16 protein-coding genes are annotated in these 17,831 nt (G+C 47.0%); 3 read left to right on the top strand and 13 right to left on the bottom strand.

The features are described 5' to 3' along the window. Positions 1 to 70: 70 nt before the first annotated feature. Positions 71 to 2,320: a photosystem I core protein PsaA gene (gene psaA, locus O9323_RS12740; protein ID WP_002734764.1), complete on the bottom strand. Its 2,250-nt coding sequence runs from the start codon at positions 2,318 to 2,320 to the stop codon at positions 71 to 73. A 467-nt stretch (positions 2,321 to 2,787) separates the two neighbouring features. Here psaA and O9323_RS12735 point away from each other — a divergent pair, with 467 nt between their 5' ends. Both O9323_RS12735 and O9323_RS12730 read left to right on the top strand, forming a co-directional pair. Next, a complete protein-coding gene (locus O9323_RS12735; protein WP_288125231.1) occupies positions 2,788 to 4,266 on the top strand; it encodes a hypothetical protein in 1,479 nt (492 codons plus the stop codon). A gap of 460 nt (positions 4,267 to 4,726) precedes the next feature. Next, a complete protein-coding gene (locus O9323_RS12730) occupies positions 4,727 to 5,293 on the top strand; it encodes a hypothetical protein (protein ID WP_288125230.1) in 567 nt (188 codons plus the stop codon). 302 nt (positions 5,294 to 5,595) lie between these two features. Here the strand turns inward: O9323_RS12730 and O9323_RS12725 are convergent, their stop codons facing one another. From O9323_RS12725 to O9323_RS12675, 12 genes are all read right to left on the bottom strand, one after another. Next, positions 5,596 to 8,988, bottom strand: coding sequence for a Swt1 family HEPN domain-containing protein (locus tag O9323_RS12725; RefSeq protein WP_288125229.1), 3,393 nt, complete (start codon positions 8,986 to 8,988; stop codon positions 5,596 to 5,598). 138 nt (positions 8,989 to 9,126) lie between these two features. Next, complete coding sequence (locus O9323_RS12720; protein ID WP_288125228.1) at positions 9,127 to 9,645, bottom strand: hypothetical protein; 519 nt, start codon at positions 9,643 to 9,645, stop codon at positions 9,127 to 9,129. 4 nt (positions 9,646 to 9,649) lie between these two features. Further along, the gene (locus O9323_RS12715) at positions 9,650 to 10,990 is read right to left on the bottom strand and encodes an AAA family ATPase (protein WP_288125227.1); all 1,341 of its coding nucleotides are present in this window, start codon (positions 10,988 to 10,990) and stop codon (positions 9,650 to 9,652) included. 217 nt (positions 10,991 to 11,207) lie between these two features. Further along, complete coding sequence (locus O9323_RS12710; RefSeq protein ID WP_002777130.1) at positions 11,208 to 11,621, bottom strand: type II toxin-antitoxin system VapC family toxin; 414 nt, start codon at positions 11,619 to 11,621, stop codon at positions 11,208 to 11,210. Then, entirely contained in the window at positions 11,618 to 14,371 is a 2,754-nt protein-coding gene (locus O9323_RS12705; RefSeq protein ID WP_288125226.1) for a DUF1156 domain-containing protein, read from the bottom strand. Before O9323_RS12705 ends, O9323_RS12710 begins: the two co-directional genes overlap by 4 nt. A 41-nt stretch (positions 14,372 to 14,412) precedes the next feature. Beyond that, positions 14,413 to 14,769, bottom strand: a complete 357-nt coding sequence (locus O9323_RS12700) for a type II toxin-antitoxin system PemK/MazF family toxin (protein WP_002754179.1) — start codon at positions 14,767 to 14,769, stop codon at positions 14,413 to 14,415. Continuing rightward, on the bottom strand, positions 14,744 to 15,040 hold the full coding sequence (locus O9323_RS12695) for a hypothetical protein (RefSeq protein WP_002754178.1): 297 nt from the start codon (positions 15,038 to 15,040) through the stop codon (positions 14,744 to 14,746). Before O9323_RS12695 ends, O9323_RS12700 begins: the two co-directional genes overlap by 26 nt. Positions 15,041 to 15,128: 88 nt before the next feature. Beyond that, positions 15,129 to 15,218, bottom strand: a complete 90-nt coding sequence (locus O9323_RS22895) for a DUF8807 domain-containing protein (protein ID WP_502705817.1) — start codon at positions 15,216 to 15,218, stop codon at positions 15,129 to 15,131. Between the two features lie 25 nt (positions 15,219 to 15,243). Beyond that, on the bottom strand, positions 15,244 to 15,633 hold the full coding sequence (locus tag O9323_RS12690; protein ID WP_002754175.1) for a type II toxin-antitoxin system VapC family toxin: 390 nt from the start codon (positions 15,631 to 15,633) through the stop codon (positions 15,244 to 15,246). Further along, positions 15,630 to 15,860, bottom strand: coding sequence for a hypothetical protein (locus tag O9323_RS12685; protein WP_002754174.1), 231 nt, complete (start codon positions 15,858 to 15,860; stop codon positions 15,630 to 15,632). The genes O9323_RS12690 and O9323_RS12685 overlap by 4 nt, the downstream gene beginning before the upstream one ends. Before the next feature lie 50 nt (positions 15,861 to 15,910). Further along, a complete protein-coding gene (locus O9323_RS12680) occupies positions 15,911 to 16,291 on the bottom strand; it encodes a GxxExxY protein (RefSeq protein ID WP_002754172.1) in 381 nt (126 codons plus the stop codon). Positions 16,292 to 16,328: 37 nt separating this feature from the next. After that, positions 16,329 to 17,411: a protein NO VEIN domain-containing protein gene (locus O9323_RS12675; RefSeq protein WP_002754169.1), complete on the bottom strand. Its 1,083-nt coding sequence runs from the start codon at positions 17,409 to 17,411 to the stop codon at positions 16,329 to 16,331. 30 nt (positions 17,412 to 17,441) lie between these two features. Here O9323_RS12675 and O9323_RS12670 point away from each other — a divergent pair, with 30 nt between their 5' ends. Then, positions 17,442 to 17,684 (top strand): hypothetical protein, encoded by a 243-nt coding sequence (locus O9323_RS12670; RefSeq protein ID WP_288125225.1) that lies wholly within the window; start codon positions 17,442 to 17,444, stop codon positions 17,682 to 17,684. The last annotated feature ends 147 nt before the right edge of the window (positions 17,685 to 17,831 follow it).

Raw genomic sequence — 17,831 nt, 5'->3', positions numbered from 1 at the left:
CGGTCAATCGACGCCTGTTGAGCCTAGTCTTGCCAATCCCCGGGGGACTGGCAAGCCCTTATAGGCAAGTTTAGCCAATCGAGAGACTTCTGGCCAAGAAGAATGCCCAAGTGGTGACAATACCGCCTAAGAGGTAGTGAGCCACACCAACGGCACGACCTTGAATGATGCTCAGGGCGCGAGGTTGGATAGCGGGGGCAACTCTTAACTTGTTGTGCGCCCAGACGATCGACTCGATTAATTCTTGCCAGTAGCCGCGACCACTGAACAGGAACATCAAGCTAAACGCGAAGACGAAGTGACCGGCTAGGAACATGATTCCGTAGGCAGACAGAGCGGAGCCATAGGAATTAATGACTTGCGCTGCTTGCGCCCAGAGGAAATCGCGTAACCAACCGTTGATGGTGATGGCACTTTGGGCGAAGTTACCAAGGGTAACGTGGGTGACAGTGCCATCGGGGGCGACGGTTCCCCAGACATCGGACTGCATTTTCCAGCTAAAGTGGAAGATTACGACCGAGATGGAGTTGTACATCCAGAACAGGCCGAGGAAGACGTGATCCCAACCCGAAACTTGGCAGGTACCGCCGCGACCGGGACCATCGCAGGGGAAACGGAAACCGAGATTCGCTTTATCGGGAATCAGACGGGAACCACGAGCGTAGAGAACCCCTTTGAGGAGAATCAACACGGTGACATGGATGGTGAAGGCGTGGATGTGATGCACGAGGAAATCGGCAGTACCGAGAGTGATCGGCATCATGGCCACTTTGCCACCCACTGCTACCACGTCGCCACCGAAAGCATAACTAGCGGTAGTGAGAGCGTTAGGAGCGGTGTTGCCGGGGGCTAGGGTGTGGAGACTTTGTACCCATTGGGCAAAGATGGGTTGTAGTTGAATTCCCGTATCCGAGAACATATCTTGGGGACGACCAAAAGCCCGCATGGTGTCGTTGTGAATGTATAAACCGAAGCTATGGAAGCCGAGGAAAATACATACCCAGTTCAGGTGGGAGATAATTGCGTCGCGATGACGGATCACCCGATCGAGCAGGTTATCCACGTTTTTGGCTGGATCGTAGTCGCGCACCATGAAGATCGCTCCGTGCGCTCCCGCACCGACGATTAAGAAGCCACCGATCCAAGTGTGGTGAGTGAACAAGGATAGTTGGGTGGCGTAGTCAGTCGCCTGATAGGGATAGGGCGGCATGGCGTACATATGGTGGGCCACGATGATGGTTAGCGAACCTAAGAGAGCCAGGTTAATCGCTAACTGGGCGTGCCAAGAGGTGGTCAGGATTTCGTACAGTCCTTTGTGACCTTGACCGGTGAAGGGACCTTTGTGGTTTTCGAGGATTTCCTTCATGCTGTGACCGATACCCCAGTTGGTACGGTACATATGACCAGCAATGATGAACAATACAGCGATCGCCAAGTGATGGTGAGCGGTATCGGAAAGCCAGAGACCACCAGTCACGGGGTTCAAGCCACCTTTGAAGGTGAGGAAATCCGAGTAAGCACCCCAGTTAAGGGTAAAGAAGGGGGTCAAACCCTGGGCGAAACTGGGATATAAATCCGCCATCTTGCTCGGTTCGAGAATGAACTCGTGGGGCAAGGGGATGTCTTGGGGAGCGACTCCCGCATCGAGGAGTTTGTTCACCGGTAAAGAAACGTGAATCTGATGACCGGCCCAACCTAGGGAACCTAAGCCGAGTAAACCCGCCAAGTGGTGGTTCATCATCGATTCCACGTTTTGGAACCATTCCAGTTTCGGTGCGCTTTTGTGGTAATGGAACCAACCGGCAAACAGCATCAGGCCCGCCATCACTAAACCACCGATAGCGGTGCAGTATAGCTGATAGCTGTTGGTGAAACCAGAAGCTCGCCAGAGGTAGAACAGACCAGAGGTGATCTGAATCCCGTGGAAACCGCCGCCCACATCGCCGTTGAGGATGCCTTGACCGACGATCGGCCAGACCACTTGGGCGCTGGGTTTGATGGCGAGCGGGTTGGTTAACCAAGCTTCATAGTTAGAAAATTTCGCGCCGTGGAAGTACATTCCACTTAGCCAAACGAAGACAACGGCGAGATGTCCGAAGTGGGCGCTGAAGATTTTCCGAGAAATATCTTCGAGATCGCTGGTTTGACTATCAAAATCGTGGACGTTGGCGTGTAGGTTCCAAATCCAGGTAGTGGTTTTGGGTCCTTTGGCTAAAGTGCGATCAAAATGCCCCGGTTGACCCCACTTCTCAAAGGAAGTAGGTACTGGGTCTTTATCTACAATCACTTTAGCTACCGCCTCTTTGGGGGGGAGTGCCATGAGGATTCTCCTCTCTCGACAATAGACTTAGCGTTTTATTTGAGGATAGATTTTTTAACCTAAAAAAGGCAAGTTGAAATCTGACCCACCTTTTGTTAATGTCGCTTGACTTTCCTCTTGGGTGAGATTCCAGTCGAAAGCATCAATAGTAGATGATAAGTCTTTGTTCTCTCCTCTGTTCGTTGTGCTTAACAATAATTAAAATTCTCTCAATCCTTGATAGGAGAGACATTTTCTGCTATGGACGGTCTTAGTCAGGGTCAGACCGGTAATTTTTCTTTACAAAAGTTTATTAATTGTCGCCCCAGAAGCCGATTTCCCCTTTTTCTCCCTCACCAGACCATATAGAAAATTCAATAGATAGATTCTCAAAAAACAATCAAACAATTCTGTAAAATTGAGGCCATAACCTGATCTTCTCGCGCTTTTGCTGACACCAGAGCATTCAATGACTCTAGCAAAAATCAATGGTTTGTATAGATTTTGGCCTTGGCTCTAGGAGGAACGTGCTATCCCTACTACATAAATTAATCCCAGTCAAAACCCTTCATATATGTCTTGTGATCGGTTTACTGACCACTCTGTTAAACGCCTGTGGCGATCGCTTGACAGCCACCAATCTCCCCACTTCCGAAACCTCTAATCTTCCCGTCGTCCAAGGCCGCATTTCTGAGGTTGCTCCCCCGGCCCTAATTCAGGAACTGCGCCCCAGTTTAGAGCGTTACGCCCCCCAAGTAACGATTCTCAGCCCTCTGGCCGAACAGGTTTTCGATGACACCCAGGTGATAGTTAAACTACAAGTGTCAGATCTGCCAATTTTCCAAGACGATACCCTGAAATTAGGACCCCACTTGAGTCTAATTGTCGATAATGAACCAGCAGCAGCTATTTACGACCTCAAGCAACCGATTATCCTAGAAAATCTTGCCCCAGGTACTCATACCCTGCGCGTCTTGGCCCTGCGTCCTTGGCAGGAAAGTTTTAAAAATGATGGGGCATTTGCTGAAACAACCTTTCATATTCTGACAAAAACAGGCAAAAATGCCCCTGATCATAACTTACCCCTGTTAACCTACAGTAGTCCGCAAGGAATCTACGGTGCGGAACCGATCCTGCTCGATTTTTATCTGAGTAATGCTCCTCTACGTCTGTCCAATACTGCCAACGGGGATAATAATCTTCAAGATTGGCGCATTCGTGTCACTGTCAACGGTGACAGTTTTCTGCTTGATACTTGGGAACCGATTTATCTCAAGGGTTTTGCCAAGGGCAATAACTGGGTACAACTAGAATTCATCGATGGTCAGGGAAATAAAGTCGAAAACGAGTTTAATACCAGCGTGCGCGTGATTAGCTTTGATCCCTCTTACCAAGACGGCCTCAGTCAATTAGTCCGCGGCGATTTATCCCCTACAATTGCCCGTAGCATCGTTGATCCCAACTATCAAACTATTCCCAGTCCAGAGGAAGAAACCCCTGTTATCGAACCAGAAACCTCTATAGTTGAGGAAGAAAACCCTGTAGTTGAGGAAACCCCTGTTATTGAGCCAGAAAACCCTGTAGTTGAGGAAACCCCTGTTATTGAGCCAGAAAGCCCTATAGTTGAGGAAAACCCTGTTATTGAGCCAGAAAGCCCAATCGTGGAAGAAAAACCAGTAGAGACAGAAACAATCGAAAAGGTGGAGGAAACCCCTGAAGCGATCGAATCTCCCCTAACCACCATACCAGAGACAAAGGAGATTAACGAACCGGCCTCTGGGATTCAGCCTCCGCTAGAAGTGGAACCTATTCCCGAACCCCAGAACAATAGCGAGCAAAAAATCACCATTTTTGATCGCGTTCAACAAACCTTAAACCGCTTCCAGTTGGCCTCTTCCCCAGCAGAAAAAGATATCGAACTACCCACCCTCGATCCTCAATTATTCAGCAATGTCGAGCGGTCTTAGAGCCTAGCTTAATCCAGTTTTCAGGGGAAGTGGGGGGGTGGGGGTTTTTCAGTGAGCAGTAAACAGTAATCAGTAATCAGTGAAAAGAAAGCTCCCAAGTTTGGTTATATTGGAGTTAAAGTGATCAGCTTATCTTATCGAAAAAACGGCATAAGCCTTATGTCCCTACCATTAACATCGTGCCGGCTGTAGGGGCGCAAGGTGGTCAGTGAGTTTATCGAACTGCTTGCGCCCATTATGTGACATAGTGAACATTTTTCACCTGATGTCCAGAAGACACCGAAGTTTTCACCCAACACTGTCTACTTAAAACTGCAATCTGATAACTGATAACTGAAACCTCCAACCGCTCGATCGAGAAATTATTAAACTAATATTTCGCAATATAGACAAAATTGGGAACTAGGTTATAATCTAAAACGTCTATAGACAATTTACTAACTTTTTGCTTGAGGTAATTGTGTTTAACAAAATTTCCCTTGTCGCTGGTTTTGCCGGTTTAGTTGCCCTAACTACCGTTGGTGCTGTACCCGCACAAGCAGGACCACAAAATAACGAAATCCTGATCAGTCAACTGCGCGGCCATGACACCTACAGGGGTGAGCCGCAACTCAACCCCGGTGACTATATACTCGGTCGCGTCCGGGGAACCGTGGGTGGCATTATGTCCATCCAATTGATCAGACTTGTAACAGTGGATGGCAAAGAAATTTTCAACGGCGACTTTGCTGACGGAACCACCACTCGTATTGTTGGGGATGCCATGGGTGGTGATGACGTGATTTTGCAAGTGGTAGATGGCAAATTAGTTTATGTGGGTAAAGCTCATCCCTATTGGGTTTCCCGCTTGAAACTAAAATCAGAAATCGCCGTCAGTAGCACTCGCTCGCAACTTTTAAGAGAAATCAACGAAAAACAACCCGCTTGGGGACTTCCCGCTTTACCCCCGGAAACCAGAACCTTTACTGAAGTTGCTCCCCAACCTGCTCCCGAGCCTAGTGTATCTCCTATCCGCGGACTTTGGTAGTGGGAAGACATCAGCAGAAAATCTCTTGTCTTGAGACTGAGAAGGGTGAAAACTTTCCTCACAATCTAACCAATTTGGACTAAATAAATCCCTCTTTTTCAGATAAAAGGGGGATTATTATTGCTCTCTTAGGTTTGGTGGGTAAAATGTATTCTAAGATACAGTCCTGCTGGCGAGGGAGTGGAAGGAACCACTCCAGACACAGAGGACACAAAGATTGATCGCTTCTATAGTAAGTTAAACTGATCACACAAAGAATAAGAGAGCCATGACCGAATCCAGATAGGGAAATTTCCCGATATTCACTCCAGTTCAAAAGACTGATTATTAAATTTCAAAGTCCGACAATTCTCCGTCACCGTCCGCACCACATCATCGGGCGCACCATCGGGAATTTCGGCTTCAATCTCCAGTGTTACCTTAACCCTGGCCCCACTGAGTCGGGTGAGATGCTGGATGATCTCATTGGCGATCGCTGGAGCGTCTCGATTGATCCGCAGGGGATCGATCGAGACAATGCCGTAAAACCTCCGCAGAACTGGCTTTTTCTCAACCAGATCATCGGGGGACTCTTTCGCAGTTAATCCAACACCAGAGGGTAAAGATGGCGGCCGATCGGGGTCACTAGAGATAACGGAATCAGTCTCGGCAGCGGTCGGGGGGTTAGCTGGTTTCTCGGCCTCTAGCTGCCCCATGGCTACATCAGGCTTAACCAGAAGGATGTGACTGCTGATACTCGGGTTAATATCCCGAAGGATGACAAGACCAGTATATCTTTGCTTCGCCTCATCCCAGCCCTCTGCATAAGCGAAGTTCTCCTGTACAAGCGTAGAACGGACTCCGTTCCGCACAGTTTGAAGTAGAACATCCTGGTTCTTGAGACGGGGCAAGTAAAGATACTGCGCTAGGTACTCCCACAGACGTTTCAGATCGATGTGGTTAGTTGAACGCCACAGGTATTTGTCGAGGGCTTCCCTCCGCAGGTTGTCACCAGAGTAATGGGTAATCAGTTGCCCCTCATGAACCAGTTTGCGGCTGGCTCGATCGATAGGGGAATCATCCCCCTGAAGAGGGGTTTCAGTCCAGTGGATGCCTTTCTGGGGGTCGGGTTGCTCTGGAACCAGCAGCCACTTATAGGTTTGGTTGAGGATTGTGCTTACCTCCTTGTCGGCTTGATCGCGCTTAGTGATCGCCTGTTTATTCTGAGAAACATCGAGATTGAGGGTTTCCTTATCCGCCACAATTGAATTCCAGGCAAGATATCCGGCGACGTTCTTCTCTAAGTTTTCCAAGTTCGACTTGTCAGCGGCAACGAATACAAGCGTATTCTTGTAATAGCGGGGGCTACCCCCTCTCTGATTGAGAATTTCCGCCACTAAACGCCGAGCGGGGCTATCTTCGGCGGATTTGCTGTGGGGTTGCCCAGGACCGAGAACTACAAGCCGCACCCCCAGATGAGGATCATCGGGAATATCAGCAGTAGATTCTGGGGCAATATGAATCGCTCCAAACTCGCCCCGCTGCTGGTCGGCCTTCAAGCACCGGACGATTTCTTCTGTCACTTTATACCGCTCCTCAAAGAGCAGGTTTGCCCGATCTTGGGCGGTGCGGGTAACGTTGGGCTGGTTAGAAATCCAGTAACGGTTGCCATCGATGTAGAGGTAGGTGGCCCGATCTGTTAGCCGCCGTAGGGCATCACCAAAAGTGGCTACAGTCTCCCCCGGCTGCACGCAACCGAGTTTTATCCTCTTATCTTCTAGTCCTCGGTTAGCAGCCCGAATCGTGGGGGCCGAGCCAAGGTAAATAGTGCGCGTAACCCGACGGCAAGCAGAATAGCGTCCCAGGTTGGAATTTTGGCGATCGATGTCGAGGGGCAGAGAATTGGGGCCATCCACATCCTTTTCGATGATCGGAACCCAATTATCATCTAAGTAGCGGGTTAACTCCGACTGAACCTGAGCATCATCCATCGGGACGTGGGACGGCATGATCAACAAGCTCTTGTCCTCTCGCTCCCAAAGGGAATGGATGACCTTGGCCATGAGTCGCAAAACACCCCTGGTGCGTTGGAATTTATCGAGGGTTGACCAGTCGGAGTAGAGGCGATCAAAAAATTCCGGGTGAATGGGATAGGCTTCCCGCAGGCGGCGCCCGTAGTCAGCCTCCCGGCATTCGCTAGGAAACTCCTGGGCCTGGGTGCGATACATCTCGGAGAAAGCTTTAATAACCGCATCCCTGGCCACATATAGTTCCGAGTCAGTCATGGTCTGGAACAGGCGGCGGCGGACGATCTCGAAACTCTCCTCGGCACTGGCGGGTCGCCAGGGGGACTGGACGCGCCCGATCGCATTTTTAAGGCGGTCTAGGGCCTCTGTGCCCCGTTCTCCTCCGGTTTCAACATCTGTAGCCCGTACTTCTCCGGTTTTTTCGTCAACGGTTTCCGAAGCGGGGATACTCACAGCCAAAAGCGTCTGCTGGGCATTTTTCGCCGACTCGCTCAGGGTTTGGGCAAAAGTAAACTGGGTGTCAAAACTACCGCCGGCAATATCGTTCTTGTCGTGCAATTGCCTGGCATAGGCAACCCATTCGTCGATCAAGATCAAACAGGGTGAAAAACGATTAAACAATATTTTGAGTGCGTCCCCGGGATTAGTGGAAGTTTCATCGGCGTTGCGAACTAGAGCGTAGCCCTCAGCGCCGCCGAGTTGCCAAGCTATTTCTCCCCACAGGGTCTTGATTTCTGGTCGATTTTGCTTGTTGTGTTCCGGTTTATAGGGGGGAATGCCACTAGGCTGGACTTTAGTGCCGACCAGAACAGCAATGTTGACATTTTCGGGGGGTTTTTTAATGTTCAGAGCTTGGAAGATCGACTCCATACCGGGAAGATCTTCGATCGCCAAAGCATTGCACAGATGGTAGAGGGCCAGCATGGCGTGGGTTTTTCCGCCACCGAAGTTAGTTTGCAGTTCAATCACCGGCTCTCCGCCATTACCACTCAGACGCAGCAGGGCATTGGTCAGAAGTTGCTTGAGTCCTTCTGTGAGGTAGGTGCGGCGGAAAAATTCCGTCGGGTCGCGGTATTCGTCAGAGCCTTCATCGAGATAGACTTGCCAGAGGTCGGCGGCAAATTCGGCCTGTTGGAAGCGTCCAGAAGCCACATCGGGGTGGGGGGTGGCGATTTCCCGCCAGGGTTTCAATCCCGACATCGGTTGTCCTTCCGTAGGTGCGATCGCTTGGCGCCTTGTCTCTCGCCGGGCCTGTTCTTCAAAGCGAAGTCTGAGGATTTCTTGCTTCTGCTTCTCCACCTCTTGGGTGTCGGCGGAAACCGAACTCAGTAGGCGAGAGATGCTGTCAAAAGCCCGGTAAGCATCGTCGAGGCTGAAAGCATCGTTATGGGCCCAGGCGTTGCGGACATCTCTTAGTTCACTGGACAGAGAGCGATCGCTTCTGCCTAGGGTTTTCTTAAAAACTTCATTCCACTGCTCCCAGAGGACAATTAGTAGGGCCGAAACGTCTTCTTTGAGGACGGCATCACCTGTCCTGCGGATCGTGTAGCTCTCAGGGAGGCAACTTAAGGCCACGGCCACCCACTTCTGGCCGTAGCTTGCTTTCATTTCTCGTTCAATGAAGGGGTATAGTCCCTCTCTGAGGAAATCTAGGGCGCGTCCGACTCGTTCACGATTGCTGATTGCCATGGGATTTGATGAGGAGTTATTTTTATAATGCCTCAATTTGGGAGAGATAACCACAAAGGCACAAAGGTCACAAAGTTTGGGGAACCACAAAGGCACAAAGGTCACGAAGGGGGATTTTGAACCACAGAGGCACAGAGGTCACGGAGGGTTAGGTACTTGTGCTTGAGTGGTCTGTGGGGAGACGATTTCACCACAAAGAAACTCTATGCTGATTCCGTAGATGGTTAGGGCTTCGTAAAACTCGGCCCAGTCTGAATCCACAGCGTTGATAATGGGAGGGCAATCTTGTGCGGCGAGGGCAACAGCGACAAATTTTCGGTCTGATGGGTCGAATTTTTTTAATTGAGTATCATCAGGAAATTCTTGAAAGCTATTATCTTCTGAAGGATGAATCTTGACTTGTTGACAACGTTGAGAGTTTGTCTGATTAGTCAATACCCATTTGAGAAATGCGTCTCCTATTCCTGGTTGTCCTGTTTGATTTACTTTGTTTCTATATTCTTTTAAGATTAGCCATTGATTGTCTATCACAATGATTCCATTTTCTTTTATGTCTTTTAAATATTGTCCTGTCCTTAACTGACATTTAGGAGTAACTTGAGGACAATCTCTACCGTTAGCGGCGATTAAGACGTTCGTATCAATAATGACTTTCATGGGTTTATTCACTAACTATCTGACGTTTCATAGCAGCTTCGGTCATGGCAAATAAATCTCCTATTTCATCACCAAAGAAATTTTCTGGCCAGTTGGCAATATTTCCAAAGTCGTCGATTTCTAAGGTGGTTAAACTAGAGCTTCCATCTTGCTTGGAATTACAGAAGTAAAGTTTAATGTCTTGAGGGCTTAATCCGTCTTTTTCTTCAGCAATACGACGCTGAAGACGACGCAGTAAATGTTCGCTATGACTCTCGACAATGATTTGAATTTTGCGAGTTTTAATAGCATCAATAAATACATCGGCAAGTCCAGCCTGTACGGAAGGATGCAGATGAATTTCTGGCTGTTCTAAAATGATTGTTGAGCCTTCTGGCGCATAATAACACAGAACCAAAACAGGTAAAACCTGAGAAACACCAAAGCCGACATCTGTTATTAAAACTTTTGCTGTATTGGGAAATCTTTGTACCAAAACTTCATAGTCTTTGCGATCTTTTGCAATTGCTTGCACCTGAAAACTATGAATTAGAGCTAATTCTTTTAGCCAGTAAGCAATGGTCTCTTGAATGGTTGATTGTTGAGAAGCTAGTAAGGCCGGAATAGCTAATTCTCCCCTACGACCAACATCTCGCGGTTTTTCTCCGGCCCAAGAGTAAATTCTTTTGGGGTATTCTCTCAGGGGACCAAGATAATAGATACTCTCAAATGCTTTTTCATAGGCTAGGGAAAAATCCGATAAAAAGCCTGTATTTTGAAAATAACTAATTGCTTGGTCAGGAAAACCATAGTTTTTTATTGGAACTGGGAGAGGCCAAGCTCTCCCCCTACTTCTTTTCGGTTGATATCCTTCTGATTGTAGTTCATATTCACAGGAGTCTTTTTCGGCATTTTTCTTGAATTTAAAGCTTATATTTTCTGAATTATAGTTAAAATTATAGCAAAAATTTTCTAAAAATATTTGATTATCATTTAGCTTTATTTCTGAATAAAATTCCAGAGAGTTTAAGGAAAAAAGTACATCTTCTTGAGAGCTTTCGGGATTAAAAATATTTAATTCTTCTGATAAATCCCATTCTAATTTAAAAGAGATTACACTGGGGATAATATGATTATAAGCAATATCATACAATGTCCCTAACTCAACATAACTTCTTTCATCCCCTGTGTTTAAGACTCTTTGGCGATCGCTAGACTCCACAGTTTGCTTGAGAAGTAAAAAGAATTGAATAATGCTGGATTTTCCAGAGCTATTATTACCAAAAAATCCTGTAAGAGAAGCTAAGGAAATGTCTCCTGTATCTTGCCATGATTTAAAGTTTTTAAACTTGATTGTTTTAAACATAATTACAATTTGAGATTAGAAACTTGTGGGGATTTGGGAGAGGGGGGATTTTGAACCACAAAGGCACAAAGGTCACAAAGTTTGGGGAACCACAAAGGCACAAAGGTCACAAAGTTTGGGGAACCACAAAGGCACAAAGGTCACAAAGTTTGGGGAACCACAAAGGCACAAAGGTCACAAAGTTTGGGGAACCACAAAGGCACGGAGGTCACAAAGATTAGGTAGATGGTGTCCATAGCTCAATGTTTTTAAACCAAGTTAAGTCTCTGTAATCGAGAGTCCAGATTAGGGCGTTAAATTTTTGAGCAATGACTACCACTGAAGCATCTTCTAGACTACCCTGCCAATTGGTCATTTGTATGACTAAATCAAATGTAGTCTGCATGGTTTCCATTTCAAGCGGCACGATTGTGGTCTCTTCTTTAATTATAGTTAATGCCTTTTGCGCTACTTGTGGACATTGTTCCCTAGCTACGAATTTATAAACCTCGAACAAGATGGGTAAAGGGGTTAAAACTGCGCCAAATTCCTGCGGTAGTTGTGCAAACCCCTTTATCGCTTCCTTGTGGTAATTATCTTGGCTCGATAACAGGGCAATAAGTGGCCCAGCATCAAGGACTAATCGTCTCATGTCAAATAATCTTCGTTAACGGAGGCATCTGGTGGGGCATTCTCGACAATTCCCGCTAGTTCTAGAAGTCTAGAGGTATCTTTGGGAATTAGTTTGATTTCTAGCACTTTACCGGCTTTTGCCTCTAGTATGCCAGCTTCAACCATGCCCTGAATACTGGTGTTTTTGGCTTTGGACAGGGTTTCTGCATCGCCATATAGTCCTTCGTTGAATTGGTACTGCTCGAACCAAGTCAGCGCCCAACGGGTATCACTATCAAATTCTCCTTCTTGTTCGGTGAGAAATTCGTCGAGAATCTGGTTAATCAGTTGCAGGGCGGTGCGAACACCCATAGAAGTGCCGTTAGATTCGAGGATAGCGGCGTATTTGGAGTAGATTGCCATCCCGGGCCCGATACTGGCTTGGGCGAGGTCAACGGGGGCAATATTGCCCTGTTGCAGCAGTTTTAGGGCTTGGGGAAGGTCTCGTTTCAGTTCGTTGAGGAATTGGCGGCGGCTGGCTTTGGGCGCGTCGGCGGGACGGGGGCGACACACGAGGACTATAGATGAGGCGAGGGCGTTAGAGTTGATATTACGGGTTCTAGCTTCTCTTTCTGTTCGGAGAGGCCATGTTCCGTCAATACTAAAATTAGCTTGTATTAAACCTTCTAAAATTGTTTCCCAACCTGTAGAAGAGACGTTCTGCTGATCATCAGTTTCAGTTTGCTTGAGCGCATAGTAGATTGTGACGGGATAATCTTGATAGTTGATTTGATTGACTCGTTTAAAAACTTGAATAAGACTATCTTCAAAAAATTGTTTTGCCTTCTCCTTGCTTCCGTGTCGAAAGTGATCGGCAACCATTTCTTGAGTTTTAGGAACTAATAACGTATTAAAAATCTCTGGATAAATTGAACCTATAGACCGACGCAGCCAAACATAAAAGAAATCAGATAAGTCTGCATAGGGTATAGCATCATAATAAGGGGGGTCTGAGGAAATCAATTTAGCTATTGAATCATTTTTATGATTTTTAGTAGCATCGAGTTGAATAACTTGTCCTGGAGCGGAACAAGAGGATTTTTTAATAACTTCAACTATCCAATCAATTGCACCATTAAAATTGCCCGTCGAGTCACTCATGGGATTTGCTTCGGCAAAATCCCATGACATTGGTATAGCTTGACGAGCGAAAGTATTGCGAATCGTATCGCGCCCAGAATGCCAACTACAAATAGTGGAGTGATAGTCTGTCATCTTATCCACTCCAAAAGCCAAATAAGTCGCCACCGCATCCGCATAAGCCGTCGCGCCTATTCCCCCATCATTAAGAGGTAAATCATCATCAGGGATTCCTGCGGCTACTGCATCAGCTTTAATCTTTTCTCTGGCTTCACTTACTAAATCGCTAAAAGTAGTGAGGGCGACGAGTTGACGGGGAGTGAATAAATCGGCAAAAGTCCTCATCCCGTAATTTGGTGTCTTGAAATCTCGCGGATTATGAGGTAATTCAGCATCAGGTTTCCATTCAGGCTGTGCTTTTTTAGCAATTCTCACCTGTTCCTCATCAGGAGAAAGATAAACCCTTCCCGCTTTTCCTTCAGCGACAATAGCCATTAACTGAGCATCCATCCGGCCTGCCTTACCTTCGCTACGGATATGATCCAAGAGAACAGGAGTATTACAAGCGATACAAACTGCACCCTTGCGGTTTACCGTCCCATCTGGGGCCGTACCCTTACCCGTTTTGACCTCAAAGCGGATTTTGGGTGGCACCCCAGAGACACCAAAATCATCCTCCTTTGTGTCCTCTGTGCCTTTGTGGTTAAAATCCCCCTCAGTGCCTTTGTGGTTAAAATCCCCCACAATAGGCTCAACCCAAGCCTCCTTACCCTTCTTCGTCGAAAGCGAGAACTTATTAACCAGAGGCATCTGACAGCCACAGGCCGGATTAGGACACTTCACCGTCCTGGCCCAAAGCCAAGCAATCACCTTAGTGTCCTTTGTGCCTTTGTGGTTGGTTTCCACCATCGGATAAAGATAGCCAATCCTTTTAAAAGCCTCATCCCGCATCCACTGACCGTAATAGCGCACATCTGCGGCCAATCCCTGGGCCCCTTCCCAGGAAGAAATCTTTTGTTTTTGGCGAGAATCGGGATTAACCGGCGGTTTATCCTTAAACTTGGGCGGAATCTCGATCAAAGCCTTAGTAATCAACACCGCCACCGGATTGAGGTCACTACCGTGGGCCTGCAAACCCAAGCGCTGGGCCTCCAAAGGAATGGAACCACCACCACAAAACGGGTCATAGGCGGGGGGGGCATATTTAGCGATATAATCCCGTATAGCATCAGGTTTAGTGGGGGGTTCTTCCCCACGTTCCCAAGCCAAACAGCGCGCAATTTCTCGCTGTGCTTCTAGCAATACTGCTGAGTTAGGCTGGTTAATCTCATCCCAAGATACCAACCCTCTAACCACCTGCTTAGTGTTGCCTTTTTTGTCCTTTTCAAGCTCAATCCTACCCAAAATATCAAACAATCGCTGCCGTTCCTGATTCTGTGCTTCTTCCGTGGGAAATTTCTCTGGCCAACTGGAAGGATCATCCACCAAAGAAGCCCATAAAACCGCCCTAGTTGTAGCCAAAGGTTTCCGGGACCACCAAAGATGTAGAGTAGAGGGATGACCATGGCGAATCGATTTTTCCCGTGCCGATTCGACGTTAATGGCTTCTAGGGGTAGGGCCACTTCAATGAGTTTTTTACGGTAGGTCATGGGAGATAAAAGAACCACAAAGGCACAAAGGACACGAAGGTTTAGTTGAGCTTAAGTAATTGTTTGAGAGCTTTCTCTACAATACTTCGATCATTCACTGTTAATTTGCCGATGCGTTTGACAATTAGTGAATGCTCCAGGGTAAATAACTTCATGCGGACAATAGATGGAGTTTTTAATCCGGCCGCTTGTAGATTGGTAATCCTTACATCAAGCAACCAAGAAGAATGGGTTGCCGTTGTAATCATTGCCATAACGCTACGACCAACAGAAGTATTGAAAGCGAGCGCATCAGACAAAATCAAAGCTGGTCGTCGTTTAGTGGCATTTATATCAGTGAAAGGAAAGGGAACAACGACAACATCAAACTGTTCATAAATCACTGTAGGCACATTCATCAGCCTCTGACTCCCATTCACTCATCATAGATGAAATTCCCTTGAGATATTCCCTATCCGCAGGCTCAAGAGGTTCGTCGTATCGAGAGGGTTCTTTTTCGCGTAACGGATATAAATTAGACGCTGATTTATTAGTAATAATTTTATCTTGCTGAGTTTTGGGATGCGATCGTATGATCACTTCCACCGCATCTCCAGCGTGAAAAGGTAATTCTTTCAATAATACTGTCCCATCTTCAGTTAAAACTGTTTGTATTTTGTAGGTATTCATAATTGAGACTCTTGAGATAAGGAACCACAAAGGCACAAAGGACACAAAGGAAGGGTTGTTTGTTGGGGAGAGGGTTTGTATTCGTTGGCTAGTCCGTAATCTTTGGACAGGAGGTGACTAGACGATTGTAGGCGATCGCATCGGTAGTCCAATTTTTTCTGGCGCATAAGCTATAAATAGGCGAGTTCTTTGGCTAAAAGGAATCACTTAAGCGTGTTTACGTCGGGGTAGGCAAGTATTTTTTCATCTACTGTCAGGAGGGGACAATTGTGAACCTTCGCTGTGGCGACAATAATTTGGTCGGCTGGATCGTTATGAAATCCAGCAAGTTGAGTTGATTGCACGATAATGGGTAACGTCAGTAGAAGTAATTGAACACCTGGATAAGCGATCGCATAATTGAGCCACTCATCGACCGGATAAGATAACTCCACTCGGTTCTTCTCAACTAATTTAGCAACTTCCCAGCAAGAAAAAATACTAACTCCAAGCTGACTAACCTGATGCTCTAAAATTAATTGTTCTAGCCGTGCTGTGAGACGTGAGCTACTGTCAACCCACCAGAGCCAAATATGAGTGTCCAAAATAATCATTTTAGAACTTCCCAGTCTTCTGGTGGAATAGCTGGTTCAAAGGGATCATCATAACGAAGGACAGAACCTTTCAAGGAATGTATTAGTTTTTCCTGACTAGATGATGACGATGTTTTAGATTGCTCTAAAATAATAATTTCCACCGCATCTCCAGCCTGAAAAGGTAATTCTTTCAATAATACCGTCCCATCTTCAGTTAAAACTGTTTGTATTTTGTAAGTATTCATAATTGAGACTCTTGGGATAAAGAACCACAAAGGCACAAAGGACACAAAGATTAATTATTGACAAGGCGTTTGATGCCTTGTTTGAGAACGGGAACGTTAAAATTAATCAGTAATCCTAGCCAAAGCCGGCGTAATTTGAGATAGGTTAACAACTGGGCCTCGTGAATGGGGGTAAGTTGTTCAACCGTTTTCAGTTCGACAATAACCAGATTTTCCACCAATAGATCGAGACGATAACCACAATCAAGTTTAACACCGCGATAAATCACTGATTGAGGAACTTGACGCTCCACCGCTATCCCCCTATCCAATAACTCGTACTCTAAACAGGCCTCATAGGCCGACTCCAATAGTCCTGGACCCAACTCCCGATGAACAGCGATCGCCGCCCCAATAATCTCCTTAGATAAATCATTAGCCCTCTCATCCATAACCTTAGTGTCCTTTGTGCCTTTGTGGTTAATCCCCTTAGTGTCCTTCGTGCCTTTGTGGTTCAATCATATCCCCCCTCTCCCATAACTCTCCCCAATCATAATTAACACTACACGCCCCAAAATCCGGTTCTCTCTGGAATGGCCGGCGCACATATCTGACCCGAACCTCCTCTGAGGGAGAAACCGAAACCAAGGCCAGCAGAAAATCCTCTGGCTTGTTAAAGGATGCAAGGATCTCGTTCTTGGTGACAGTCACCGTCTCTGCTCCTTCTACTCTACCCTTGACTTCGATAAACCGTAATCGGCCAGTTCCGGTCTTGCGCGATTCGATGTCATAGCCGCACTTCTCGGCACTCACATCCCGCGGTTCATACCCCAAAGCTTTTTCGGCCGCCATGACTGCCGCCATTGCCAGCTGCTCGACGCGCTTTGTCTCCCGGGCAAACATTGGCTTGCCTAAAAGTCGCCCTAACAGTCCCCCCGGTACTATGAGGGCTGCTCCCACCACCACCGGCGGCGATGGGGATAAATGACGCTCCTGCTCCAATTCAGACAAGCGCTTTTGCAACCGCGTTTGTAGTTCATCGGCCCGCATCTGGGCTTTGTTGGAATTGATCCGCGCATTTGTCTTCCCCGCTTCTTCCTGTAGGCGCAACTGGGCTGCCCGATGGTCCCAGTAGTTGATCTCCTTGGTCAGGCGGTCTTTAACTGCTATAAGGGTCTTTTCAATTAACTCTTCCTTGCGCTGCCGTACCTCCTGAAGATGGGAAGAGACGAGGTTAGCGATCGCATAATTGCGGGCCTGGCTCTCAATCTCATTACCGATAGGGAGAGAATCAAGGATCGGCCCTAGGATCGCCCGCTCCTCCTCCTGCAAAGGACGATAATCTAGATAAGGGGCATACCCAGCATCTCTCTCTCCCTGTCTCTGTGGTGCAAACAGAGGAATTTCCACATACTGCATTCGCCGCGACACCACCCGCCGTCTGCCATCGGGATTTAGCCGAGCGTCTTGAATGGCGTGTTCTAAGTACACCAGCGCCCGAATTTCCTCCCTCGGATCACTGTCATCAACTAGGATAGCCCCCCGTCTGAGTAATTCCCGATGCCGTTCCAAGACAAGATCGATAGTGGCATCTAACAGGGGATGGCCGGGACAGACAAAGGTAGCAACGGGTTTCCCCGGAACACTAATCAGATCTTTATCAAAACAGATGCGCTCATAGCGTTTGAGAATTGGCTCTCCTATCCCGAAAAAGCGGTCTCTGTTACGGATAACGGCGGGGACGTTGGTAATCTCGTATCGCTTTGGCTCTCGCTGGCAGCAATTCTCATTTTGAAAACAAAAGAAGATAAAGTTCTCTATGTGAACAAGAGAACTTCTGTCTAATTATCATTTTTTTTTCAAGATAATCATCATAATTAGCTTCAAGAGACAGTTTTAAAATATCTGCCCATAAAAAACTTATCTCAACTCATAAATTTAGCTGAAATTCTGACCTAATTTGTGGTTTTTTCAATGAATAAAATAATCTTT

It is taken from the genome of Microcystis sp. LE19-131.1A (genome assembly GCF_027532015.1).
In the GTDB taxonomy this organism is placed as follows: domain Bacteria; phylum Cyanobacteriota; class Cyanobacteriia; order Cyanobacteriales; family Microcystaceae; genus Microcystis; species Microcystis ichthyoblabe_A.
The sequence above is the reverse complement of the archived record's forward strand: the minus strand, read 5'-3'. Positions and strand labels throughout refer to the sequence as shown.

Coding starts and splice junctions, on each gene's coding strand:
- O9323_RS12700 (WP_002754179.1), bottom strand. CDS start 14,769: ATGAATGTGCCTACAGTGATTTATGAACAGTTTGATGTTGTCGTTGTT.
- O9323_RS12705 (WP_288125226.1), bottom strand. CDS start 14,371: ATGACCTACCGTAAAAAACTCATTGAAGTGGCCCTACCCCTAGAAGCC.
- O9323_RS12685 (WP_002754174.1), bottom strand. CDS start 15,860: ATGAATACTTACAAAATACAAACAGTTTTAACTGAAGATGGGACGGTA.
- O9323_RS12720 (WP_288125228.1), bottom strand. CDS start 9,645: ATGAAAGTCATTATTGATACGAACGTCTTAATCGCCGCTAACGGTAGA.
- O9323_RS12710 (WP_002777130.1), bottom strand. CDS start 11,621: ATGAGACGATTAGTCCTTGATGCTGGGCCACTTATTGCCCTGTTATCG.
- O9323_RS12695 (WP_002754178.1), bottom strand. CDS start 15,040: ATGAATACCTACAAAATACAAACAGTTTTAACTGAAGATGGGACAGTA.
- psaA (WP_002734764.1), bottom strand. CDS start 2,320: ATGGCACTCCCCCCCAAAGAGGCGGTAGCTAAAGTGATTGTAGATAAA.
- O9323_RS12670 (WP_288125225.1), top strand. CDS start 17,442: ATGGCCGGGACAGACAAAGGTAGCAACGGGTTTCCCCGGAACACTAAT.
- O9323_RS12725 (WP_288125229.1), bottom strand. CDS start 8,988: ATGGCAATCAGCAATCGTGAACGAGTCGGACGCGCCCTAGATTTCCTC.
- O9323_RS12680 (WP_002754172.1), bottom strand. CDS start 16,291: ATGGATGAGAGGGCTAATGATTTATCTAAGGAGATTATTGGGGCGGCG.
- O9323_RS12735 (WP_288125231.1), top strand. CDS start 2,788: ATGGTTTGTATAGATTTTGGCCTTGGCTCTAGGAGGAACGTGCTATCC.
- O9323_RS12715 (WP_288125227.1), bottom strand. CDS start 10,990: ATGTTTAAAACAATCAAGTTTAAAAACTTTAAATCATGGCAAGATACA.
- O9323_RS12690 (WP_002754175.1), bottom strand. CDS start 15,633: ATGATTATTTTGGACACTCATATTTGGCTCTGGTGGGTTGACAGTAGC.